Source organism: Streptomyces sp. NPDC127595 (genome assembly GCF_042671685.1).
Lineage (GTDB): Bacteria > Actinomycetota > Actinomycetes > Streptomycetales > Streptomycetaceae > Streptomyces.
In genome coordinates this window covers 75,108-97,462 of the sequence record NZ_JBHXWK010000015.1, presented here as the reverse complement: position 1 = coordinate 97,462, position 22,355 = coordinate 75,108, and the positions used below count along the sequence as shown (strand labels likewise).

Here is a 22,355-nt window from a genome sequence, read left to right as displayed (position 1 = left end):
CGGCTCTGCCTCGCGCCCGCCCTGCCGGGCGGAGACCTTCGGTAGTTCCGGGACCTTTGATCTCTTGTCTAAGACCGGTCCCGCCCGGCAGGAGCGGGTCAGGTTTCATGTCGCCAGCCCGCCGGCAGGGGCCGACCTCTCAGCAGTTCGCGAGCCCGAGAGCTCTTCAGCAGACCGAGGTCCCTGCCGGTCGCTGGAGACACGAACGGCTCATGAGATGGCGTGCCTTGAGCACTTCTATTAGAGCGCCGCGTGCTCCGCCCGGGCAATGACGTGCACGACGAGACGGAGGTAGAGAAGTTGAGCGCAATCTTCTGCGGTATCGACTGGGCAGAGGGGCACCACGACATAGCCCTGGTCGACCAGGACGGCAGCCAGTTGGCCAAGTTGCCGATCAGCGACGACAGCGCAGGCTTCCACGCCCTGCTGGAACTCCTGGCCCGCCACGGCGACAGCGTCGAGTCCCTGATCCCGGTCGCCATCGAAACTCCGCGTGGGCTGTTGGTCGCCGCTCTGCGAGCCACCGGCCGCACGGTCTATGCGATCAACCCCTTGGCCGCCGCCCGCTACCGCGACCGCGGAAGCATTTCCCGGGCCAAGTCCGATGCCGCTGACGCCCGGGTACTGGCCAACATTCTCCGCACCGACCGGCACGCCCATCGCCCGCTGCCCGCAGACAGCGAAGCCGGGCAGGCCATTGCCGTCCTGGCCCGCGCCCACCAGGACGCGGTCTGGGATCGACAACAGATGGTCAATCGGCTCCGCTCCCACCTGCGCCAGTACTACCCGGCCGCCCTCACCGCCTGCCACGGATCGGGCAAACTGGGACTCGACTCCGCACACGCACGCGCGGTCCTTGCGGCCGCCCCCACCCCGGCCGCCGCGGCCAGACTCACCCGCAGCCAGCTGCGCGCCCTCCTCACCCGGGCGGGTCGCCTGCGTCGTGGCATTGAAACGGAGGTCGAGCGGCTCCGGGAGATATTCCGCGCGGAGCACCTCCACCAACTGCCCCTGGTCGAAGAGGCCATGGGGCGTCAGGCATCGGCACTCATCCAGCAGGTCAACGCTGCCTGCAGCAGTGGCACCGACCTCGCGGCGGCGACAGAGGAAGCGTTCCTCGCGCACCCGGACGCCGACATCATCACCAGCTTCCCGGGTCTGTCCGTGCTCTCCGGAGCCCGAGTGTTGGCCGAGATCGGCGACGACCGCTCCCGGTTCGCGGACGCAAGGGCGGTCAAGGCATACGCCGGCGCGGCACCCGTGACACGGGCGTCAGGCCGCAGTCACGTCGTCGTGGCTCGGACCGTCAAGAACCAACGGCTCGCCAGCGTTGGCTACATGTGGGCCTTTGCCACACTCCGCACCGACGCTACACGCGCCCATTACGACTGGCGACGAGCCGGCGGAGAACGCCACACCGCCGCACTGCGGAACCTGTTCAACAAGCTCCTGGGCTGCCTCTACCACTGCCTGCAGAACCGAACGACCTACCACCCCGACCGAGCCTTCCCAACCCCTGTGCCCCTCACCACCTGAGCGCGGACTTGACCTCTCAACGACATGAGATGTCTTCGACCGCTCGGCCACCGTGTGGTCGCGGGTGGGCACCAAGGTTCCGTCCACGATGAGCACGGTGGCCTTGCGAAACCGGCTGCGGGACTTGAGCGCGAGCAGGGGACCAAGGTGGCTGATGATTCGGTCAGCCGCGGAATTCGAGTCGCCGAAGAGCGGGGCAAGCTGGCGCAGTGTCAAGTTGGTGCGCCAGTACGCCGTGACCAGCAGCACCCGATCTTCCAAGGGCAGGCTCCACGGCCGACCTCTGCGGACCGCGTCATCTCCCTCGTGCCGCAGCTGCGCCACCAACGTCCCGAAACAACGGGGGCTCAACCCAGTGAACGGGGCTATCCACGACGGCTGCGACGCCGTAATCACAGCAGGCACCGCGAGATCATTTCACTCGTCGCCAGACGTCCCGCTCACGGCAGGTCTCGACGTCCCACCCAACCTTGAGCGGCGGCCCCCACCGGCCCCTGGCGATTTGGTTCAGTCGAAGAGGGCAACGACTCCAATTACCCAGATTACGAGGAACGCCAGGGCCCCCGCCAGGCAGCCGACGCCCGCCAGTACACCGCCGACTGTCCACGGCCCGGAGGGCGCCTCCTCGTACTTCTCTTGCAGGCCGTCCCGGTAGGAGGCGGGGTCGTCCCAGTCGACGAGGTGCCCCAACTCCTCGGCGCAGGCGTTCCGCACTGCGACCAGCTGCTTCTCCGCGAAGGAGGTGGCAGCCATCGCCTCGGGGCCGCGCCAGGCGAGGGCCTTCATCCGCCACCCGGGAGACCTGTACCGCGCCTCGAAGGCGGCGGTCTCGTCGGCGTTGCGGTCCTCCTCGAGATACATCCAGCGTCCGGCCTCGGCGGCATCGCCGTAGAGCCGGTACACCTCGGCCAGGCCGCGACGGAGCGTCAGGTCATACGGGAAGGATGAGACGAGACCGCGCAAACGCTGGCGCGCGACGGGAACCCGGCCGGCGGCCAGGTCTGCATCGACTCGGGCAATGGTCTCTCTCAGGGGCATGAACGCATCATCGGGTACCGCACTGATCCACGTCGACCTGGTTTGTTGCTCAACACTTGCCGCTCTCAACGGCATCGACCGAAACCCACTGAGACGGGACACCCTTACTTACGGGACAGCCCTTACGAGCTCGTGCATGGTTGGCGGTGGCGCGTTGAGGTCTGCGGCGCTGACGGTGGGGTCACGCTCGACAATCGCGGGCGAGAGCCCTCCAGTTCTTCAGGTGTGCGATGCCGTGCGCAACGCGGATGCGCCGTGAGGAGTGTGCCTTGCGCTGCTGCTCGTACCACTCCTCCTACCAAGCGGGACCGTTCTCCTTGAACTTGTGATGTGGCGGTGTCACCACCCGCCCGCCGATCTACGTACCCATGGCCTGTCAGCCGCGGCGTCCGCGAGGATCCCCTGAAACGGACCGTCACGTCGGCCAGGAACTTGACGAGTCCCAGCTGTCGGGTCTTGGACGATGTCGGCTCAACTGCCCCGCCAGCTCTGGCTGCAGAACAACACTCGCCCCTTGGCGTCCGTGACGACCATGGACTTCACAGCGTTCTGCTTGGTCTTGCCGGAGACAGCGGCCTGCGGCCGGGCGCCTCCCACGGATCTCCGTGCATACGATGATCCCCGTCCGACCGCGGACGCCCGGGTGCTCGATGACCTCGGCAAGCGTGCGCAGCCGGATACCTGGCGCGATCGTGCAGCCCTTGCCTTTGACGGCATCAGCGACGAGTTACGTCAGTCCGCACTGAATGGGCCCGTACGCGCCAAATGGCTCTCCCACTCGGGGCTCACTCGATTGCAAGGCGATCACGCAGGACGTGTGCAGTCCTTCGAAGCTGAGCTGCGCGATTTCAACGTCAAAGACGATCACGTGCACCTGCTCGTGCGCTGCCCACCGAAGGTCCAACTCTCGAAGCTGGTCAACTCTTGCAAGGACGTCGTCAAGCAGTACATCGAGCAGTAAAGACGTCCGCTCTAACCACCACGTCAGAGCAACAACGAGATCGCGTTCCCACCAGGACTAAAGGCCGAGTGGGAACGCGAGGATCAGGGATGGCGGCGGCCCCTCAACCAGTCGCAGTACCGGCGGCGCTGGTTGACCTGCACCGGCACAACGCGCGTGGCACCCCGCACTCGCTCAGGTGAAGAACGGGTCGTCGACGACGTGAACCCATCCGCCATCGGGCTGACGCCGTAGGATCTCGGTGGTGTTGGATACGACGGGCTCGGGCGTGGCTCCGGTCAGCGTTGCGGTGTTGGATACCAGAGCGACGTCGTCAACCACGCGCAGCTCGCGTGGCTCCAGCTTCAGCTTTGCACCGCTGTTGATCAGCTGACGCAGAGCGTTACGGATGGCCTCCGTGCCGACTACGTGATTACCGGGCTCCGGAACAAAGTGGGCGTTCGGCTCGTACAGCGACACCAGGCCTTCCAGATCTCCAGCCTGAAGGTACTCCACGAACAGAGCGGCCACCTGCTGAGGCGTTTCGGCAAGTCGTCGACCACTGGTAGTCACGGGCTTGTCGCCCCAACCAGTCGTCGCAAGCAGGTCATGCCAATCCGGGTAGGCGCCGTACGGCAGATGCCGACGCAGCGCTTGACCTACGAAGGTGGTCGGGCTGGCCTTCTGCGGCTTAGCCAGGGCCTGGTTCAGGACGGCATCGGTGAACCTGTACGCCAGATCGGAGCGAGGAAGCAGGGCGTGCACGTCATCAGCAAGGCCGTCAGGAAGCGTTTCACTACCCAGACCAAGAATGTCGGTGGTAATGCCCGCCTGCGCAATGGATACCTCCGCTCCCTTGCGCGCGGCGATTCCGTCGGAAGTGTGCAGGGCGATGGCGTCCCAGACGACCTGAACACGTGGTTCCTCAACTCCCTGCTCTCGCAGGAACGCCGCCGCTACGTCGGCCCCGTCGAGCTCGAAACGCTGATCGCCGTTGCCTTCCTCGCTCAGCCCCACATCGTGCAGGACACAACTGAGGAAGAGAAGTTCGTCGTCGTAGTCCACACCCGACCGCAAGTCACGGTGATTCGCGTGCGCCCGGGCGAAGACGTAGCTTCGAACACTGTGGTTCAGGAGATATTCCGGCGTGATGCGTGCCGTGAACGCAAACGCATCTCGGGCAATCTCCGAGTCAGGAAGAGAGAGGTGAGTGAAGATGAGCGGTGGTGTGTCAGTCACGGTATATGGCTCCCTTTCATCGAGTGCGGCTGGTTGAACCGAGCCCGGTCAGCTGTGACATTAGGCGGCCCCGCCTCAGGGCATGCGGCGTTGCGCGCACGGGCGTGTGGCGTTTTCTGATATGGCAGGCACACAGTCACAGAGCCGACAGGGGCGAGCACGAGTGAGTCGGGGGTACCTTCCATAGGCCTCGCGACGGCTCGACGGGTCCAGACCGGCATCGCCAGAAGCGAAGATGTTGCGATCGACTAGTCACGCCGGTTGCTTTTTCAGCAGTCGATCTACCCAGCCGCACATCAGCATGACGCGCCTCTATTTCCCACCCAGGATCCATCCTCTGGACCTGGCCGGGCGTTGACCGCCATTACGTGTCCCTGAGTGACGTTTATCGGGTGGGGTGACGCGGGATGCACCCTTGGCCTAGGGGCGTAGGCGACTCAGGACCGTCCAGTAGGTGGACGGGAGAATACGGCCAACAATGTCGGCGAAGATGGCAAGCCGAGTAATCACTACCAGGCCATTGCGCTTCTCGATGGCGCAGAGTATCCGGGCGGCAGCCTTGTCCGCGGAGTAGGTGAGCATCTTGTCGAAGGAAGCGGACCCAGCCTGCCCTGACTGTTTGTCAGCGAGGCTTGCGGCGATCCGTGCCAGGGCATGTCAGCAGGGCCCCTTGGTATTTCGGGCGTGCGAACCAATCCGAGCGCCAGAGGGCTTGTTGCCCCTGCCTCCAGCGTCCGCGTGAGTAGAGCCCAATCCGGCTTTCCTGTCGTGTGTCGGTCTCACGCACAGGTTCGGCAATGCGTCGGACAGGCCTGACCACGCCCGAGCTATATCTCAGACGTCACGAAGGCGGAGTAGCGGGTCGTCCAGGCGGTGCTGCCGGTTCCGTCCTGGCTGGAGGGGCGGGGCGGTCGGCCGGACGACTTCTGCCACCGGAAGCTGATCGACACGGTGCGATATATGGCCGACAGTGGCGTCAAGTGGGCCAACTGCCTGCGGTTTTCCAGCCGTATCTGTGGATGCTCATGGTTCCGCCCGCAGCCGGCAGGTCACGGGATTGCCTGAGAGCTCCCTGGCCGGTTGCGCGACAAAGTCCGCCAGAAGGAGGGCCGTTCACCGGGCCCGACGGCCGCGAACCCGCGGTCGGGGCAGGCAGCCGCGAACATGCCGGGCTCGACCTCCGGCTGCGATGGCGACAAGAAGGTGGGCGGCCTCAAGCGCCGTCTGATGGTGGCCGGCCTCGGCCTGGTCTTGGGCGTCACGATGACCGCAGCGAACGTGCGGACCCGTGATGCCACCGGGGCGCGATGCCGGGTGAACACAGACGCGGAACCTGGCATACAGGGTGCCTGGCTCCACGTCCGTTTCCGTCGTGACTACCGGCTGGTCAAACGGCCCCAGCAGCCCTTAGCCACCGCGGGACATCGTCAGTCCGGACGCACCGGGCCGGCGAGCAGCTCATCCAACCCGGGGAACGGATTGTCTGGCCGGTGCTTGCGGTACACGGTGTCGACGAACGACAGCGGCACCCACTTCGACGGCTTCTCGTCGATCTGATGGACCAGCTGATCATGGATGTTCTTGCGCAGATCCAGATACGGAAACGCCGCGTGCGCCGCGTCCAGTACCGCCCGGTCCACGTTCTCGACACCGAAAGCGAATATGTCGGCGCCGATTCCGAAATGCGCGAGAGCGCAGATGGCATGCTTGTGAGGTGCGATCCCCGAGGATGTGTGCAGCGCCACCGCATCCCAGATCTGGTCGGCGGCGACATCGGACAGCCCGTGCTCCCGGGCGAAGCGAGCGGCCCGGAACGCACCGTCCACCTCGAACCGGTTCGGACCCTGCCCCGCGTCGGTCAGACCGATGTCGTGCAGCACCGTGGCGAGAAAGAGCGTCTCGTCGTCGTAGTCCGCACCCGCAACGAGGTTCGTGGCGGTGGCGATACTGCGAGCATAGAAATAGCTGCGGACACTATGGTTGAGCAGCCATCCCGGCGCGTGCTCGGCAGTGAAGGCAACGGCGGCCTCCGTAGCCGCCGTACGCGGCCACCGTCCGATTTCCTCCGGCAGATTCTCGAGCACGCTCATTTGACCTCAGCCTCCAGTGCCCGGACCTCGGCGCTGACCGCCTTCGGGGTCCACGTCTCGAGCACAACATGCATGGTGCGCATCTCCTCACCGGTCGCGATCGACATGATGGGACCAGCGTAGAAACTCCCAGGCCACCGTACGATGGCCAGGTGGACAGTAATCCCAAAGATCCGGCCAAGGTCGTCGTAGTGGTGCAGCCGGGCTACGTTCTGTTGGACGTAGCCGTTCCCCAACAGGTGTTCGGCCACTGGCCGGACTACGTGGCCGCCCGCTGGCCCGGCGGCGCCCCCTACGAGCTGACCTTGGTGAGTGGGGTTCCCGCGGAGAACTCGCTGGTGCCCCGCGAGGTCGAGCCGCTCGACCGATTGGACGCGGCGGACACCGTGATCGTCGCCGGAGTGCAAGACCCCACAGAGCCTCCAGACGCTGAGTTGGTCGAACGCCTGCGTAATGCATACAACCGGGGCAGTCGGATGGTGTCGATCTGCACAGGCGCCTTCGCCCTGGCGGCAGCCGGGATCCTGGACGGCCGCAGCGCCACCACCCACTGGTACTGGGCCAGACTGCTGCGAGACCGCCATCCGTCGGTCACGCTCCGCGAAGCGGAGCTCTACGTCGAGGACACTGGCGTCTTCACCTCCGCGGGAGTCCTCGCCGGAACCGACCTGTGCCTGCATCTCCTACGGCTCGACCATGGTCAGGCCGCCGCGAACACCATGGCCCGCTTCCTGGTCAGCCCGCCCCGCCGCGAAGGCGGACAGGCCCAGTTCATCGACCACACCCCACCCGGCGGTGACCCCGAGATCACCGACGTGATCACTTGGATCCTGGAGCACCTCGACGAGCCGCTCACCCTCGAGTCGGTCAGCAAACACAGCCACATGAGCACACGAACACTGCGCCGCAGATTCCAGGCCGTGACCGGAACGAGCGTCATGAAATGGGTGGCCATGCAACGTGTAGCCAGCGCCCGCGAACTCCTCGAGACCACTCGCCTCGGCATCGACGACATCGCCCATCAATGCGGCTTCGGCTCCGCGGAGTCACTACGCATCCACTTCACCGCGATGACCAGGACCAGCCCGTCGAGATACCGCCGCACCTTCGCCGCCTGACTGCTCGCTTCTGTCTCCGAACAAAGAGCCGAAAGAGCTCGTGGAGTAGACGGCCATAGCTTCACCCTGTGCGGTCAGATCGACAACACCCGAAGTGTGTTTCTCGGTGTACAGAAGCAGGTCCATCGTCGCCGCATAGCAACAGCTGACACAATGAGCCCTTTTCAACCTGTTGCGGAAGCACGGCAGTTGGGCTGCCAGCGAGGTGAAGCCCCTGGTAGATAGGTGCGCGACCAAGAAAACTGTCTTCACCAGAGGCTTCGTGTGCACGTCTACCCGTCCGGGCTGGACGTGTCCAGCTCCGCCCTTCGTTTCCCCTCCGCTCGCCGCGGGAGCGCCGTCAGATCCTCGGTACCCGGTGGCGGCGCTTGAACGCCGGCCGACAGGCCCTGCTCGCACTGGCTCACTTGCAGTGCGGCCACACCTACGCGCAGCTCGCGGCTGGCTTCCCAATCGGCTCCCCCACCGCGTACCGCTACGTCGCCGAGGCCGTGGATGTCCTGGCGGCCTTCGCCCCGTCCCTCGCTGAGGCGATGCAGACCGCTTCCACCAAGGCGTTCGTCATCATGGACGGCACGCTGTCGCCAATCGACCGGATCGCCACGGACCGGTCCTTCTACTCCGGGAAACACAAGAAGCACGGCATGAATCTGCAGGTCATCTCTGATCCGGCGGGACAGCTACTGTGAGCATCTCCCGCCCTTCCCGGAGCGGTCCACGACATCAAGGCCGCACGGGTCCACGGCATCGTCAACGCCCTGAAGAAGCCGGGGTGCAGTGCTGGGCACATAAGGGCTAACGGCGAGCCGGGGCACTGTGCGAGTGCCCTGCTGAGGGCGTCGATAGAAGCCTGTCCGCCGATCAGCAAGCCGTCAACCGCGCGCAGGCGAAATGTCCGGTCGCGCGCTGTTGGTCGTGGCAGGTCGCCCACGCCTCGGGCCCGGACGGCGCCGGGCGGCGGTGGTGATCGCGGTCGTCGCGGCGGCCGTCGCCAGCTTCGGCTGTTCTTACGAGGCGATCGCCGACACGATCTGCTCGGCCTCCACAATCCGCAGCCGCCGCGACGAGTGGATACGACTGGGCATCTTCGCGTACGCCCGTCATACGGGCCGTGTTGATCAACAGGCCCTCTGACCGACCGTGTTCAGCGCGTCCGAGGAACGACAGTCCGGTCTCAACGATCGCATCTACTGATCGTGCCCTGGCCAGTGCTGTGACAAATCCGTGTAGACGACCGATTGGCTACTGACTCCATTCGTCGGGGCGGCGTAACGAGCCATGGCGCGATGTTTCAAGCTTCGTTTCATCAGTGCTCGCCTTCTGTCTGCGACATGACGTCTGCGGTGAGACGGAGCTTGCTGAAGTCTCACCGATGCTTGCGCTCCTCGGTCACGCCTTATCGTGCTTCCCCTCGGTCGTCACGTGTCCGGATCCGAAGGGACGAAGAACGTGCGTCGCGCGGGTGGTCCCTGATGCCTTTACGCCCGTCGACGAGCCCTCGTCCGGGCCACCGTCTACGACGGGGCGTGCAGCGCGATGCCCGCCAGCCGGAGGTTGCCCGGGAGGCCGGGAGGTACGACCAGCCGGATGTCGGTCGCCGTCGTACGGGGCACTTGGTACGTACGGGCGGCGGCGGAGCAGACAAGGCGCGCGACCGGCTGCCAGGGGCTGTCCGATGTCGTACGCGCGTCCAGTCGCACATCCCGCAGCCAGGACTCCGGATGCGCCGGGTCGTCCCACAGCGAGATCCGGTCGAAGGTCGGCGGGCTACTCAGGTGGGACTGGACAAGCAGGTGGGACAGCGGGAACCCCTCGGCGGTGTACTCGACCAAGTCGTCGGACAGCAGCGGTGCCTGCGGCGGAACGTGGGCCGGGTTCAGCAGGTTCACTGTGCTCAACGGGGTCGTGCCGCCCGGCAGCGAGGAGCCGACGAAGGCAATCGTCGTAGTGGCGGTCAGCAGGTTGGGAAGGCCGGCGACCGCAGGCGTGGTGCCGTTGCCGGCGACGGCGATCCGCGATACCGGGGCGGTCTCGGCCGCGAGCAGGGCGGCGCGCATGTCCGGAGCCGCTGAGCGCAGCTGGGTCGACCAACTCTGCTGGTAGGTCGTGCCGTTCAGCCGGCCGACCCGGCCCAGCCAGGTGGCGAACAGCAGGTCGCCGCCGGGCAGCCAGCGGACCGCCGGGATGCCGGTGACGTCGGTGACCAGGACGGGCTCGGCGTTCGCGTCGAGCACGATGAGGTTGCCCTGTTCGTCGCCGCACGCGATCCGGCCGTCGGCGGCGATGTCGAGGTTGTGCAGGACGTCGGCCGCCGGGTAGGAGCGGCGCAGCGCCCAGCCGGATCCGGTGTCGCCGAACTGGTCGAGCCGGGTGTCGCGCAAGGTGACCAGCGACCGGCTGTCCGGTCCCCATGCGAGTTCGTCGGCGCGGGAGTTCAGGGCCGCGGCCACCGAACCGTCCGCGGTGCGCAGCAGGAACACCCGACCCGAGTCATAGGTGCTCGCCAGCGCCACCGTCATGCCGTCGGGGCTGGGCGTGGCGCCCGTGAACAGGCCGCCGAAGGCGGTGGCGACGGCGGTCAGGTCCGTCTGCCAGCGGGTGGCGCCGGTGCTCACCTGGTACGCGGTCGCCAGCCCGCGGCCGGCGACGAGCACGGTGTCCTCACCGAGTGCGGTCAGCACCACCTCGGCGGAGGCTCCCGGCCGGTCCGACAGCGGTGCCCGCGACCACCAGTCCTGATGCCACAGCTCCGCGAACCCCGAGTCCTCGCGCCGCCACACCGCGAGACCGAGGTTGCCCGCGGTCGTTACCCACGCGCCGCTGGGCGCGGCGGCGAAGGCCGGCGGCCGCCCGTCCGGCACGACGCTGGTGATCCGCAGGAACCAGCGAGGCGTCGTGCCGTGCAGGTCGAAGCGGTGTTCCACCGCGCCGGTCGCGGTGTTCACCAGATGCAGCCCGAAGCCGCTGGGCGTGTCCAGAGCCATGCCGCGTACCGCGATTGCGTCGCCGGCCGGCTGCGGGTCGTACGCGTACTGCTGCCCGATCCGGGTCTGCCAGCGCTGCTGCCCGGTCGCCAGGTCGATCGCGTAGAGGTTGGTGTCCCAGTTCGCGGCGGTCAGCACCGCGCCGCCGTCCCCGGTCAACGCGATCTCCCGCAGGTGCGCGCCGAGCCGCTTCGCGGCGGCCTGCCAAGGGGTCGCCACGGCGGCCATGGGCCTCGCGAGGGCCTTTTCCGGTACGGAAGCCGGAGCGTTCGTAGCCGCTGCTGCGGCGGCGGCACTCGTACCCGGCACGGCGGCGGCACTCGTACCCGGCACGGTGGCGGCACCCGTACCCGGCTCGGCCGCGATAGAAGTGACGGGCCCGCCGCCGTCCCCGCCGCTTCCGGGGAGCAGATCGATCGGGGTCCCCCCGGCCTGGGCCTGGGCGTCGGCGACGCCGGGCCGCCCGCTGACCAGCTCGACCGCCTCGACCCGGATCGCGCCCTGCGCGTTGGCCGGTACGACGAACCCGCCGACGGCCGGGGTGATCGTGCGGTTCTCCCAGAGCACGGTGTTCCCGGCGTCCAGGATCCTTACCCGCACCGGCAGTACGAGTTCCGCGGTGCCGGGCGGACCGCCGAGTACGCGCACCGACCAGCTGATCAACAGCGGGTCGCCGGCCCCGGCGCTCACCACCGGCGCCGCGGCGACCACGACCTGGCTGATCGGCGCGGTCAGGATCGCGTGGACGGACACCGGCCAGTGCCGGAAATCGGCCGGTACCTTGCCCTGCGGCGACGGCGTCACCCGGGTCGCCGCCAGTACGTCGTAGACGGCCGCGGTGCCGGGGAGGCTCGGGAGGTTCAGCGTGGTGGCCACCGGGGGGCGGACCGTGTGGTGGTTCTCGGCACGGCGGAAGAGCGCGTTGTCCACGTCGAACACCGAGCTGTTGACAGCGATGACGAGCCGCGCGTCGCCCCAGGTCCGCTCGCTGACCAGGATCTCGGAATCGTCGGCCGTCGCCCGGTCGGCGCCGACCACGTCCGCGAGGGCGGTGCGCAGAGCGGGAACGTGGGCGAGTGAGATCGACCGCCAGCTCTTGGCGTCGGGACGCGTGGCCCCTGCCCGGTTCGGGTTCGTGGTCTGGACGCAGGAGTCCGCGTTGAACTGCTTGAAGGAGTTGTCGTCAGCCAGGTCGAAGGTGACGTTCAGTGGGGTGCTGCCGACCGCGTCGGTCACGATGCTCGTGCACGCGCCGTCGTGGAACACCCGCCGGGCCCCGGCCAGCGCGCTCAGCACGGCTGGTTCGCACTCGATCCGCTCGTGCACGAGCAGTACGGCGGCGTAGTCCGACAGCTGTCGCGTGCCGGGGAGTTGGAGGTCCTCGACGAACACCAGGCTCGCCGGGATCTGCGCGTACAGCAGTGCTACGTACGCCTCGTAGATCCGGGCGAAGTGGTTCGGCATCTCCCGGTACCAGGTCTCGGTGGCGAACTGGCGGCGCGAGAGCAGGATCGCGACGCGGTCGGCGCTGCGGGACCGGCTGATCCAGTCTCCGTATTCATGTAGCAGTTCGGCGAGCACTCTGTGCATCGATGCCGTGCCGTGCACCAGCGAGCGGGCGTCCGGCAGTTGATCGTGCTGCCGGGTGGTCGGGACCAGAGCGGAGTGGCCGCTGGTGGCGGACCCGCGCATCAGGGACAGAAGTGCCTGGCCCAGCAGTTGGTCACCGGTTCCGTTGTCGTTCCAGTTCTCTTCGTGCAGCGTGCTCGCCTTGCCCGGGCGCGGGTAGTAGTCGACGGAGAAGGCCGTGTGCAGCCACATCGGGAATGCTTCCATCTGCGCCTGGAGATCCACCTCGTCCACCTCGTCGAAGGTCTCGGGCGGGTAGACGAAGGGCGTGCGCAGCGGTCCTGCGGCCGAGGTGACCAGGTCGGCGGTGCCGGCGCCGGCCGCGGCGCCGGCGGTGAGCGCCCGCCGCAGCTGCCGCTGGGCGTCGGGCGCGTGGCCCATCGTGTGGGCGAGCATCGCGGCCAGCAGCGGCCGCCACTTGCCGTCCTTCTCGGTGCTGGCCAAGTCGGCGGCGTACGGGCCGGCTTGGGGCAGCGTCGCAAGTTTGCCCGGGCTGTGCTCGGTCACCCACCAGTTCGCCGCCCAGTGCCAGCCTCCGAACGCCCGGTAGCCGCAGAACACGGTGTTCGCCAGGAACAGGTTGGAGTAGCGCTGGACGGGGCGCAGGCTGTAGCTCTCCCGGGGGTCGTTCTGCTCCTGCAGCGGCAGGTTCGCGTCGTTCTCCATCAGCAGGCCGCGCTGCTGGACGCCCGACGCGCCCAGCCCGCTGACGGTGTCCAGCAACGGGGTCAGGCGCCACAGTTTCATCGGGTCGGCACCGGCCGGCTCGCGGTCCAGGCGGGTCTTGATCGGCCCGAGCACCACGGTGTCCTGCTCGGGCGGGAAGACGGACGTGCCGGGCATCTGGGAGGCCAGCCGGTCGACCACGTGTGTCCAGCCCTGGCGCCGGACCCGCTCCAGGTGGGCGGCCACGACATCGGCGGAGTCCCACTGGTCGGCGGCCGGTCCGGCGGCGGACCCGCCGGGGTACAGCCCGCCGTACTCGCCGAACCACACCCGGCGGTAGCCGCTGGGCGGGGCGCCCGGGCCGATGTCGAGCGGCTGGGCGGCGATGGTCCGGCCGGGGGCGTCGGCGGTCAGCAGATACCGTCCGGGCCGTAACTGCCCGGTCACCGACGGGGGCACGGTCAGGGTCAGTTGCGGCGACGCTGCCGCCGGCACGGACACCGTGGTCCGGGCGACCGTGACCGGGGTGGCACCGTCGGCGCCGCCCACGTCGTCGAGCCGCAGGACGAGGTCGGTCGCGGCTGTCGGAGCGGGACGCACCGACACGGTCACCGTGATCGGCTCGCCGACCGCGTAGCGCGTACGGTTGAGCGTCCGCTCGTAGCCTGTGGGCCCGTTGACGTACCCGATCACCGCGTGCGCGACCGTGCCCAGGCTGACCGAGCCGGCGGCCCCCTGCGGGCGGACCTCCACGATCCGCCGCAACCGGTACTCCGGGGCGGCGCCGATCCGGTATGGGCCGCTCTCCGGTGCCAGGGTGAGCTGGGTCAGCCCGCTGATGTCGGCCGGTACGGCCAGGTGGTACAGCGTGGGGTCGGCGACATCGGCGGTCAGGGGGAGCTCGCGGTGGTCCTGCGCGCCCATCGTGCGCAGCCACGCGCGCCAGTCGGGTGCGGGGACCGGCTGCTGTTCGGGCGTGAACCGTTCGGTGGTCAGCCGCACCTGTACGGTGCTGCCCGCCGTCCAGGCCGCTTCGGTGGGTTCGTCGACGAACTGCGCTCGTGCCACGTCGTGTTGCGACCACACCGAGTACTGGAACGCCAGCGTCGGCTGGGCCGCGGCCGGGTCCGGCAGTGCGAAGGCCCCGTACAGCTCGCTGTCCTGCGCGCGGCGCAGCAGCAACTGGCCCGGCAGCAACCGCAGTTCCTGGTACGGCGCGGCCTGGGCCGAGGGGAACGCACCGGCCAGCGGCAGTTCGACGCGGGCGCTGGTGCCGTCGGCGGGGTAGCGGTAGACCGACGTGCCCTTGGGCGCGACGACGTACAGGTTACCGGCCGCGTCCACGTCGAAGCCGCCTGACCTGGTGGTCTCGTTGCGCGGCAGCTGCTGGATGACGGTGTCCGTGCGGTCCCACACCTTGGTCCCGGACTTGTCGATCTTGGTGATGTGCGGCAGGCCGTCGGCCGTGGCGGCGTAGAGCACGTAGAACTCCGGCGCGAAGTCCGCCGCGCCGCCCGTCTCGCGCATCCGGAAGTCCAGCACGGCCTTCGCCGTGGGCGCGAACGTCAGCGGGTACGTGGCGGCGACCGCGTTCACCGGCTCGGGCGGGCTGCCGACCGCGACGATGTGCGGTGTGGCGTTGGCGAGTTCCCTCGGCTTGCCGGGAACGGACAGGCCGTGCTGCGCCAGCGCGTAGAACCGGCCGCTGACGGAACCCGCCTCGACCCGGAACGGCGAGTAGAACTGCACCGCGTCGCTGACGTAGCACCCGACCCACTGGCCGACCGGGTCAGCGTCGAGTCCCTGGCCGAGCACGGTGACCGCGCCGGCGAAGTGCGCGTCTGCCCGGGCCACATAGCCCGCGCTGTTCGCGGTCACCGCCAGCGGGGTCTCGATCCCGGTCTTGTAGACGAGGCCGTCACGCGTACCGCCGTCGACCGTCATCCGCAGCAGGTAGTTGTACCCGACCGCCCCGATGTACTGCGTGCCGATCAGATAGACCAGGCCGTCCCGGCCGGTGCTCAGCCTCATGGCCGCGCCTGCCATCGCCGGGTGCTCCCGGCTGACCGACTGCTCCAACGTCAACATGACTGTTTCCCCCCGTCACCCCGCCCCTTTACGTGCTCTTCGATTACCAGAGTGAGATGACGCGGGCCAATCCGACACACCGGCCCGGGCGTTTCACCCGAAGGAGAGACATGACAGCACTCTTGAGACCGCGCCGGCCGACTGCTCCCGTGGCCAACGGCGGGCCACTTCGGCAACTGCTGCGAGGCTCAGGTCCGGCCATCCCGTCCGGGGCGGTCTCAGGAACCATCCATGGTCCGGCGAGGCGTGTCAGGGGGCGCTGGGCCGGCAGGGTGTCGGGGGCGGCGCCGAGGACGAGGGCCCGCGGTTTCCCATACCCGCTCAGTGCGGGACCGAGCAGCATGGCGCCCTGGAAGGCGATTCGTCTCAGCGCCAGGCCCGCGGCCAGTTGGGACTTGGGCAGGAGGTGCGGAATGAAGGTGCGCGAGGCGGGGCCGCTGCCTGCGCCGAAGCAGGACTGGAGTGCGACCAGCCCCAGCACGCCGGCGGCAGGAACGTGCCCGAGGAAGCCCTGGAGTGCGAGGAGGAGCGAACACGCGGCCTGTCCGCTGATCGTGAGCAGGTAGAACTTCCGGCGGTCCACCCGGTCGACGAACGAGCCCGCGAACAGCCCGAGCGCGACGAGCGGAACCGCCTGGGCCAGCCCGACGGCACCCGTCCACGTGGGGCTCTCCGTCATCTGCCAGACCTGGAACATGACGGCGACGAGTGTCATCTGGCCGCCGAAACCGGACAGGGTCTGGCCGATCCACAACCGCCGGAACGGTGGCGATGACCGTAACGGAGTCACGTCGATCAGCGTGCGCTTCAGCCCCATGCGGGATCCTCAGCCAGCTTCTCGGCGATCCGGTCGTGGAAGCTCCTGCGCTCCAGAGCCTGCTCGATATCCGCGACGACCTGGGAGAGCGGGTAGGGAATCTCCGTCTCCACGTCAGCGACGGCAGCCTCGGTGGCCGCGAACGGGCATTCGCCGACGGCGTCCGCAGCAGGTGCGGCCGCCGGGACACCTCCACGCGTCGGTCGACGGCCGGAGCCGGCACCTCAAGTCTGCCGATCCGTCAGGCCCATGGGTCGAACGGGATACCCGCAGGCTTGGAGGCGTTCAGCAGGTTGGTGAAGCGGCTGTCCTTGTCCGTGATCTTGATGGTGGCGGAGCCGAAGTCCGCGTTCATCAGCCGATCTCTGAGGGAGGTGCTGGGCCAGCCGTTCCAGTCCACGATGGGGGGCTGGCGCCAGTTGTGATAGTGGTTCTCCGGCGGCTCGTCGTTGCTGTTGGCGAGCCGGAAGAAGTGAGTGCCCAGCCCGTCCTTGTGGTAGACGACCTTGGGGTGCGATCCGTCGAACCGTACCTGGGACCGCGCGTAGGTCACCTGGCTGCTGTGTTGCGTGGTGGTCACGTATTCGACCTGGTTGGCCTGCTGGTTCACCCACGAGATCACGTGTTCGAAGTCGTGACGGTGCCCTCCAAGGCCGCTGCCCGCGACGGCCTGGTCCTTCTCGAAGTAGCTCGCGTAGACGACCGCGCACCATCCGTTGTTGCACTTGGACCGGGCGTATGTCTGGGTACGGTCGAGATCGGACTGGTCACGACAACTGCCGTTCACCGCGCCCGACGTGTTCAGGCCGGGGTTGAGTGTCCCGTCGGGAGATATGGCGGCGACCGCATAACAGCCGTCACCGTCATAGTCGTACGCCGGTGAGAACGATGCTTCATATCCTCCGGCGTTCTGGGGCAGGTTCGGCAGATTGTCGGCATACGCCACTGATGCGGGAATCACCGTGGCCAGGAAAGCAGCCCCGAGGATCGCGCTCAGCCGCCAACGTCGTTTGCTTTGTCCAGCAGTCCGCATTCTTACTCCCAAGACGGCACATACTTTGGGTCGGATGGAATAGCGCAACGATGAACGCCTGGCCCGACCTCTGTGCAGCGCACGGCGGGCGTGGGCAGGGCAAGTAGAGCGTACAGAGGTCGAGTTGCGCAAGAACCGGGAAGTTTCCCAGGCGCCGCAACCCCCGCGGTGCCGGTATTCCAGTTCAGTGCTGATACATCCGGCCGTTGCCCCAAAGTTCCGGCGTCATGGCTTGGCCCGCGGCATCCTGGCCACTGCGAGGAAATGATGCATGAGGTTTACGCGAAGGCCAATTGTGCGACTGTGCGAGTTAAACGGCGAGACTCACCACGGCTACCCGCTGGTGCAGCGCCCGATCCAGATCAAATTCTCCGCTCTCGTCGGTCAGCTCAAATCCGCCTTTCGCCCGTGATGTCCAGGCGGTGGCCTATGATCGCGGTCCTGCTCCCTGGGCGTGGCACCCGCCCCGGCGAGCATCTGGCGTCTTGCCTGGGGGCGTTCAGGGTCGGGGTGCGCCGGTCGCTTCCCCCAACTTCTGCTACGAGACCGCCGAAGGACGACAGCCTTGGGTCACGCCTGCGAGTGGTGGCCGCGGGTGGACGCCATCCGGTCCGCTTCCGTGCCGGATCCGTCCCGGATCCGACACGGAAGCGGACCGGTCCTGCCGACTCCGTCCCCCCGGGTCAGGCCCCGGAATGCGGAAGCCGCCAGTCGAAGGGCATCAGGTCCCGCTCCCAGCCGGGCGATGGGGCCAGTACGCCAGCAGCATCGGGCATACGCAGGAGGCAGCGGTGGCGCAACAGCTCGCGCCGGTCACCCGGCGTCAGAAGCCTCTCCTCGGGGCTGAGATTCTCCGGATGGTCGGGGGGCAGGTCAGCACTGCCGTCGATCGGGCGGTCCCCCGCCACGTTGAGCCGATCGCCGGACGGGGTCCGGTAATCCAGGCGGAAGCCGGTACACCACTGCGAGTTGCCGCCCCAGCCCTGAGACAGGTCGATCGTCGGCCGGTGACGGCGCCGGAAGGCCCAGTACAGCGGCGAGCGGTCCGCCACGCCGCGCTGCGCGTGCACGACGCCGGCGCTGATCCGCACACCGGCCCGGTTGAACAGCAGCCGGCCCAGCATCAGGCCGGGCCACAGAACCCCGGTGACCACGATCGGTGCGTGCGGGTCCTCGGCCTGTTCGACCTCGACGATCTCGTGGAGGAACGGGTCGAACGTAGCGCCGTCCTCGAACGGCGTCATGCCGAGCGAGGTGAACACCTCGAAGTACTCCCGCTCCGAGAGCAGAGGCAGCGGGTCCGGGGAGCCGGGCCCGTCGGCGGGAGGCTGGAAGGTGAGCAGCAGCCGGTCGCTGAGCCGGTGCAGGGCATAGAGCTCCCACACCAGTTCCTGGCCGCCCGGCTCCGATCCCTTCCCGGCCCACCAAGAGCTGTCTTCACCCGCCGTGGCCAGCCGGCCGCGGTAACCGTCCCCGGCCCGGTCGAGCCACGGCACCACGACCCTCTCGAACGGCTCCACACCCTCGAACCGGACCAAAGCCTCGTACAACTCCCGCGCACCCACCCCGAAAAACATGACCGGAGCCTACGACAGACACCCAGGGCACCTATCCGGAAACCCACCCGGACAATCCGCCCGGACGGACCGTCTCCGACGCTGCAGAGGGCGGCGCCCGGATGCTGGTCGGCCGAAGTACGCCGAAGGGCCCCGGCTGCTTCCACCCGCCAGCCGGACTCACCAACGTGGCCCCGGACAGCCGCCTCATAGACACGGAGACCCTAAGTAGGTGTTTCTCATCCTGAGGCTTTACTGAAGTGATCTGCCGACGGATCTTCTCGGATCTTCCTCAGACACCTGGTTCGGACCCTAGGGTGGAGGCTGGTCTGACGACGGTTGGAAGGGGAACGCGGTGATTACGGGGTGCGTCATCGGAGAGAGTCTGCGGTCAGGCGCGGTACTGGAGTTGACGGGGCTTCGGGTGTGTAAGGTCACGCGGGTGGACGTCTCCAGCTCGGCTCAAGGGAGCCAGCCGCCGGTGTGGACGGTGCTGGAGTTCGAGAGCGACGCGGAGGACGATGCGCCCCTGGCGAAGGCACTGGCGGAAAGCCTGTCTAACGAGGGTGGCTGGTACGCGGATTACCGTTCCAGCGGGGAACGAGTGGTGGTCTTCGCGGGCCGTGTGTTCCGCTATGCGGGGGCTGACGATGTCCGCCGTGCCGAGGCGGTCGCGTACGGGCTGTCGGTAGGGGTGCCGGAGCACCAGCTTGACTGGAAAGACTAGGCAAGCAGTGCGGGCGGGCCTGTCATAGTCTGGTTGGGTGATCGACACTGAACGGCTCTTGCTGCGGCCTCTCCGGGTCGAGGACGTTGACGCGTTCGTCGCTCTCCATGACGACGAGCGGGTCAACCGGTTCGTCGGCGCTTACTCGCACCAGCAGGCGTTGGAGCGGCTGGCCTCAGTCGAGCAGCAGTGGGCGGAACGAGGTCACGGGTTGTGTGCCGTCGAGCTGAAGTCCACGGGTGAGTTCATCGGGCGGGTCGGGTTGAACTACTGGGAGAACTTCCGTGAGGTGGAACTTGGCTGGACTTTCAAGGCCGAGACATGGGGCCACGGCTATGCGACCGAGGCAGCGCGCGCATGTCTGGACTGGGGGTTCGCGACCTTGGACGAGTCCTACTTCATCTCCTTGATCCGTCCCGGGAACGTCGCCTCGGTGCGCGTGGCGGAACGGCTTGGCTTTGCCCCTCTGCGTGAGGACGAGCTCTTCGGGAATCCAGTCACGGTGTACTCCTTGGACAAGCCGACCTCGCTCTGAAGTACGTATGTCTGCGGCTCTCCCGCAGGTCAACGTGGCTTCTTCGCCCAATGGCTCGTTCGGGGGCTCTTGCGGGTCAGGCGCCGGGTCATCATGGTGATGAGTGCCCAGTTCAGGTGTGCTTCGGAGTGCTGGGGCAGCCGTTCGTAGTCGCGTGCGTTACGGCGGGCGTTCATGCACCAGCCGATCGTGCGTTCTACTTTCCAACGGCGGGGAAGCACGACGAAGCCCTTGGTGCCCTTGGGCCGGGAGACGATGCGCAGGCTGAGCCAGAGGCGTTCGCGGGCCCAGTCCACGAGTTCGCCGGCGTAGCCGCGGTCTGCCCAGACCTGGGTGATCTGCGGCTGGGTGAGGCGCAGGCGCCAGAACACGTCGCGGGCTGCGTCGCGGTCCTGGATGTCGGCGGGCGTCACCGTGATCATCACCGGCAGGCCGAGCGTGTCCACCGTGATATGTCGTTTGCGTCCGTTGATCTTCTTCGCGGCGTCGTAGCCGCGGCTGTTGCGGCCGACGGTGGAGGCGCCCTTGACCGACTGGGAGTCCACGATCAGCGTGACCGGATGCGGGCAGCGGCCCTTGCCGGTACGGATCCTGCGGCGGAGCTGGTCACGGATGTAGGTGACGACCCCGGCCCGGTTCCACCTCCAGAAAAACCCGTAGACCGTCTCCCAGGGCGGGAAATCCGCAGGCAGAGCCCGCCATTTCGCGCCGTTGTCGACGATGTAGCGGATGCCGTCGACGATCTCCCGCCGCGGCCACTTCTCCGGGTGACCGCCGGTCTTGGTCCGGCAGGCCGGGACGGGCAGCAGGGGTTCGAGAAGGGCCCATTCGGCGGCGGATGTGTCGGAGGGGTAGCGGCGGCGACGGGTGGCAGCGGGCATGGCGAGCTCGGCAGGGTGATCGGCGGGGGTTATTTGGAGAGCTGGGCGAGGGTGGCGCGGACGCCGGTGAGCTGGGCGGTGGCGAGCTGGGCCCATTCGTCGTCGGGGTAGCGGGCCAGGTGCGGGTCGAGCGTGCCCGTGATCACCCGGGTGAGTCGGCCGAGGATCTGCCGGAACTGTCGCTTGTCGTACTCGATCCAGTCCGCGGGGTCGTCGGAGAACATGAACCCGTCGCGGCGGGTCCAGGTGATCGGCGTCAGGTTCTCCGCGGCGACGACGTCGCGGACGTGCCGGATGCCGCGGCCGACCTGCGAGCGGGTGAGGCGGGTGGCGGCCATGAGCTGGTAGGTGTGCAGGCCCGCGGGCCTCGCTTCCATCAGGGCGACGCGGACCAGGTCGCCGTAGTGCTCGGCCAGCGGCCGGGCCTCCCGGCGTCGCGGCATGGCCTACTCGCCTTTGAGTAGCTGGACCAGCTGCTCGTCCAGGGTGAACTCGCCGTTGTCGAGAGCTCCTTCGAGCCAGTCCGCCGCCGCGCGGACCCGGCCGATCTGCCGGCGCACGGTCTCGCGTTCGTCCTCGGTGAACTCCTGCCCGCGCAGCTGCGGGACCAGCCGGCCGAGCGTGGCCACGAAGCCGTGGCAGGAGCCGACCAGGTCGAGGTATTCGATGGTGTGCTCGATCGCCCGGACGGCCGGAGTACGTTCCCGGATCCGGTCACGCGTCTCGTTGGAGTTGTCGAACTGGGCGCGGTTGACGAGCATCCGGGTGGTGTCGTCCCGCATCGTCTTCCGGGCAACGGCCGGACGGCGCAGCAGACCGGTAGTAACCTCCTGCGCGACACTGTCGTCCCTGGTCAGCTCCGTGACGACCCGGACCTTCTCGGCAGGGGTGACGTGCTCGGTGACCGCCGGCCGCTTCAGCAGGTCGGTGGCGACCTGGGCGGCGACCTCGTCGTCCCGGGTCAGGTCGGCCACGGCCTGGACCTTCTCATCCACCGTCACCGGCCGATCGACCCGCTGGCCGACGACCCGTTTCGCGCCGTCCGGCGTCCACTGCCTCACCCCGGTGCGCGGGTTGAACGGCGCGTCCTCGATCGCCGCCCACCGCTCGTCCTCGTCCACGACCGAGGCCAGGATGCGGTGAACGGTGAACGACACGCCCTCCTTGCGGCGCTTTTCCGGCCACCGGTTGGCGGTGTAACGCCAGTCCTCCACCGTCCGGCGTTCGACGCCGATGTCGTCCGCGAACATCTGCAACGACTCAGTGACGGTGAACAGGTCGTCCGTGCCGTTCGGCATCGACCCGCCCACCGCCCTCATCGGCTCGATCTCCAACGCCATGTCACCCAGGGAGAATTGAGAGCGGGCGATCTGCGCGATCAGTTCCTTGGCCTGGGTGACGAGCTGTTCGTAACGCTGCCGGGTGACGTTCCCGATCCGGTCGGCCACGTCGGTCATGATGACCACCGCCCTCGCCCG

The 22,355-nt window shown here is 67.8% G+C and carries 16 protein-coding genes and 4 pseudogenes; 7 read left to right on the top strand and 13 right to left on the bottom strand.

What is annotated here, in order from left to right:
- Positions 1-300: 300 nt before the first annotated feature.
- Positions 301-1,536 carry an IS110 family transposase gene (locus tag ACFVKT_RS35430; protein ID WP_385739412.1) on the top strand — a complete coding sequence of 412 codons (1,236 nt, stop codon included), beginning with the start codon at positions 301-303 and terminating at the stop codon, positions 1,534-1,536.
- Here ACFVKT_RS35430 and ACFVKT_RS35425 read toward each other — a convergent pair.
- The 3 genes and pseudogenes from ACFVKT_RS35425 to ACFVKT_RS35415 all read right to left on the bottom strand — a co-directional run.
- A pseudogene (locus ACFVKT_RS35425) lies at positions 1,477-1,941 on the bottom strand (transposase family protein); the annotation flags it as partial. The gene ACFVKT_RS35430 and the pseudogene ACFVKT_RS35425 overlap by 60 nt on opposite strands.
- A 102-nt stretch (positions 1,942-2,043) precedes the next feature.
- The gene (locus tag ACFVKT_RS35420) at positions 2,044-2,574 is read right to left on the bottom strand and encodes a DUF6584 family protein (protein WP_385739409.1); all 531 of its coding nucleotides are present in this window, start codon (positions 2,572-2,574) and stop codon (positions 2,044-2,046) included.
- A gap of 471 nt (positions 2,575-3,045) precedes the next feature.
- Positions 3,046-3,171: a hypothetical protein gene (locus tag ACFVKT_RS35415; RefSeq protein ID WP_385739406.1), complete on the bottom strand. Its 126-nt coding sequence runs from the start codon at positions 3,169-3,171 to the stop codon at positions 3,046-3,048.
- A gap of 46 nt (positions 3,172-3,217) precedes the next feature.
- Between ACFVKT_RS35415 and ACFVKT_RS35410 the strand changes: the two genes are divergently transcribed.
- Positions 3,218-3,535, top strand: a complete 318-nt coding sequence (locus ACFVKT_RS35410; RefSeq protein ID WP_385739403.1) for a transposase — start codon at positions 3,218-3,220, stop codon at positions 3,533-3,535.
- 174 nt (positions 3,536-3,709) lie between these two features.
- On the opposite strand, the gene ACFVKT_RS35405 is transcribed toward ACFVKT_RS35410, so the two are convergent.
- Both ACFVKT_RS35405 and ACFVKT_RS35400 read right to left on the bottom strand, forming a co-directional pair.
- Positions 3,710-4,753: an SgcJ/EcaC family oxidoreductase gene (locus ACFVKT_RS35405; RefSeq protein WP_385739401.1), complete on the bottom strand. Its 1,044-nt coding sequence runs from the start codon at positions 4,751-4,753 to the stop codon at positions 3,710-3,712.
- Positions 4,754-6,180: 1,427 nt separating this feature from the next.
- Positions 6,181-6,843, bottom strand: a complete 663-nt coding sequence (locus ACFVKT_RS35400; protein WP_385739398.1) for an HD domain-containing protein — start codon at positions 6,841-6,843, stop codon at positions 6,181-6,183.
- Between the two features lie 152 nt (positions 6,844-6,995).
- On the opposite strand from ACFVKT_RS35400, the gene ACFVKT_RS35395 reads away from it, so the two are divergent.
- The 3 genes and pseudogenes from ACFVKT_RS35395 to ACFVKT_RS35385 all read left to right on the top strand — a co-directional run.
- Complete coding sequence (locus ACFVKT_RS35395) at positions 6,996-7,961, top strand: GlxA family transcriptional regulator (protein WP_385739395.1); 966 nt, start codon at positions 6,996-6,998, stop codon at positions 7,959-7,961.
- A gap of 264 nt (positions 7,962-8,225) precedes the next feature.
- Positions 8,226-8,853: pseudogene (locus ACFVKT_RS35390) on the top strand (transposase family protein); the annotation flags it as partial.
- 104 nt (positions 8,854-8,957) lie between these two features.
- A pseudogene (locus ACFVKT_RS35385) lies at positions 8,958-9,050 on the top strand (IS5/IS1182 family transposase); the annotation flags it as partial.
- Between the two features lie 425 nt (positions 9,051-9,475).
- On the opposite strand, the gene ACFVKT_RS35380 reads toward ACFVKT_RS35385, so the two are convergent.
- From ACFVKT_RS35380 to ACFVKT_RS35360, 5 genes and pseudogenes are all read right to left on the bottom strand, one after another.
- Positions 9,476-15,328, bottom strand: coding sequence for a hypothetical protein (locus tag ACFVKT_RS35380; protein WP_385739392.1), 5,853 nt, complete (start codon positions 15,326-15,328; stop codon positions 9,476-9,478).
- 316 nt (positions 15,329-15,644) lie between these two features.
- A pseudogene (locus ACFVKT_RS35375) lies at positions 15,645-16,145 on the bottom strand (MFS transporter); the annotation flags it as partial.
- A complete protein-coding gene (locus ACFVKT_RS35370) occupies positions 16,136-16,258 on the bottom strand; it encodes a hypothetical protein (protein WP_385739389.1) in 123 nt (40 codons plus the stop codon). The gene ACFVKT_RS35370 and the pseudogene ACFVKT_RS35375, both read right to left, overlap by 10 nt.
- A gap of 128 nt (positions 16,259-16,386) precedes the next feature.
- Positions 16,387-17,178 carry an NPP1 family protein gene (locus ACFVKT_RS35365; RefSeq protein ID WP_385739387.1) on the bottom strand — a complete coding sequence of 264 codons (792 nt, stop codon included), beginning with the start codon at positions 17,176-17,178 and terminating at the stop codon, positions 16,387-16,389.
- 683 nt (positions 17,179-17,861) lie between these two features.
- Positions 17,862-18,755, bottom strand: coding sequence for a hypothetical protein (locus ACFVKT_RS35360; protein WP_385739384.1), 894 nt, complete (start codon positions 18,753-18,755; stop codon positions 17,862-17,864).
- 421 nt (positions 18,756-19,176) lie between these two features.
- On the opposite strand from ACFVKT_RS35360, the gene ACFVKT_RS35355 reads away from it, so the two are divergent.
- A complete protein-coding gene (locus ACFVKT_RS35355; RefSeq protein WP_385739381.1) occupies positions 19,177-19,461 on the top strand; it encodes a hypothetical protein in 285 nt (94 codons plus the stop codon).
- Between the two features lie 37 nt (positions 19,462-19,498).
- The gene (locus ACFVKT_RS35350) at positions 19,499-19,996 is read left to right on the top strand and encodes a GNAT family N-acetyltransferase (protein WP_385739378.1); all 498 of its coding nucleotides are present in this window, start codon (positions 19,499-19,501) and stop codon (positions 19,994-19,996) included.
- A gap of 29 nt (positions 19,997-20,025) precedes the next feature.
- Here ACFVKT_RS35350 and ACFVKT_RS35345 read toward each other — a convergent pair whose 3' ends face one another.
- From ACFVKT_RS35345 to ACFVKT_RS35335, 3 genes are read right to left on the bottom strand one after another with little or no spacing between them, the layout of a single operon-like run.
- On the bottom strand, positions 20,026-20,877 hold the full coding sequence (locus tag ACFVKT_RS35345; protein WP_385739375.1) for an IS5 family transposase: 852 nt from the start codon (positions 20,875-20,877) through the stop codon (positions 20,026-20,028).
- Between the two features lie 29 nt (positions 20,878-20,906).
- Entirely contained in the window at positions 20,907-21,320 is a 414-nt protein-coding gene (locus tag ACFVKT_RS35340) for a hypothetical protein (protein ID WP_229882432.1), read from the bottom strand.
- A gap of 3 nt (positions 21,321-21,323) precedes the next feature.
- Positions 21,324-22,334: a DUF6192 family protein gene (locus ACFVKT_RS35335; protein ID WP_385739371.1), complete on the bottom strand. Its 1,011-nt coding sequence runs from the start codon at positions 22,332-22,334 to the stop codon at positions 21,324-21,326.
- Positions 22,335-22,355: the final 21 nt, after the last annotated feature.

Excerpts from the sequence above, each read along its gene's own strand:
- ACFVKT_RS35420 (WP_385739409.1), bottom strand. The coding sequence starts at position 2,574 with ATGCCCCTGAGAGAGACCATTGCCCGAGTCGATGCAGACCTGGCCGCC.
- ACFVKT_RS35400 (WP_385739398.1), bottom strand. The coding sequence starts at position 6,843 with ATGAGCGTGCTCGAGAATCTGCCGGAGGAAATCGGACGGTGGCCGCGT.
- ACFVKT_RS35380 (WP_385739392.1), bottom strand. The coding sequence starts at position 15,328 with ATGTTGACGTTGGAGCAGTCGGTCAGCCGGGAGCACCCGGCGATGGCA.
- ACFVKT_RS35365 (WP_385739387.1), bottom strand. The coding sequence starts at position 17,178 with ATGCGGACTGCTGGACAAAGCAAACGACGTTGGCGGCTGAGCGCGATC.
- ACFVKT_RS35360 (WP_385739384.1), bottom strand. The coding sequence starts at position 18,755 with ATGTTTTTCGGGGTGGGTGCGCGGGAGTTGTACGAGGCTTTGGTCCGG.
- ACFVKT_RS35345 (WP_385739375.1), bottom strand. The coding sequence starts at position 20,877 with ATGCCCGCTGCCACCCGTCGCCGCCGCTACCCCTCCGACACATCCGCC.
- ACFVKT_RS35340 (WP_229882432.1), bottom strand. The coding sequence starts at position 21,320 with ATGCCGCGACGCCGGGAGGCCCGGCCGCTGGCCGAGCACTACGGCGAC.
- ACFVKT_RS35335 (WP_385739371.1), bottom strand. The coding sequence starts at position 22,334 with ATGACCGACGTGGCCGACCGGATCGGGAACGTCACCCGGCAGCGTTAC.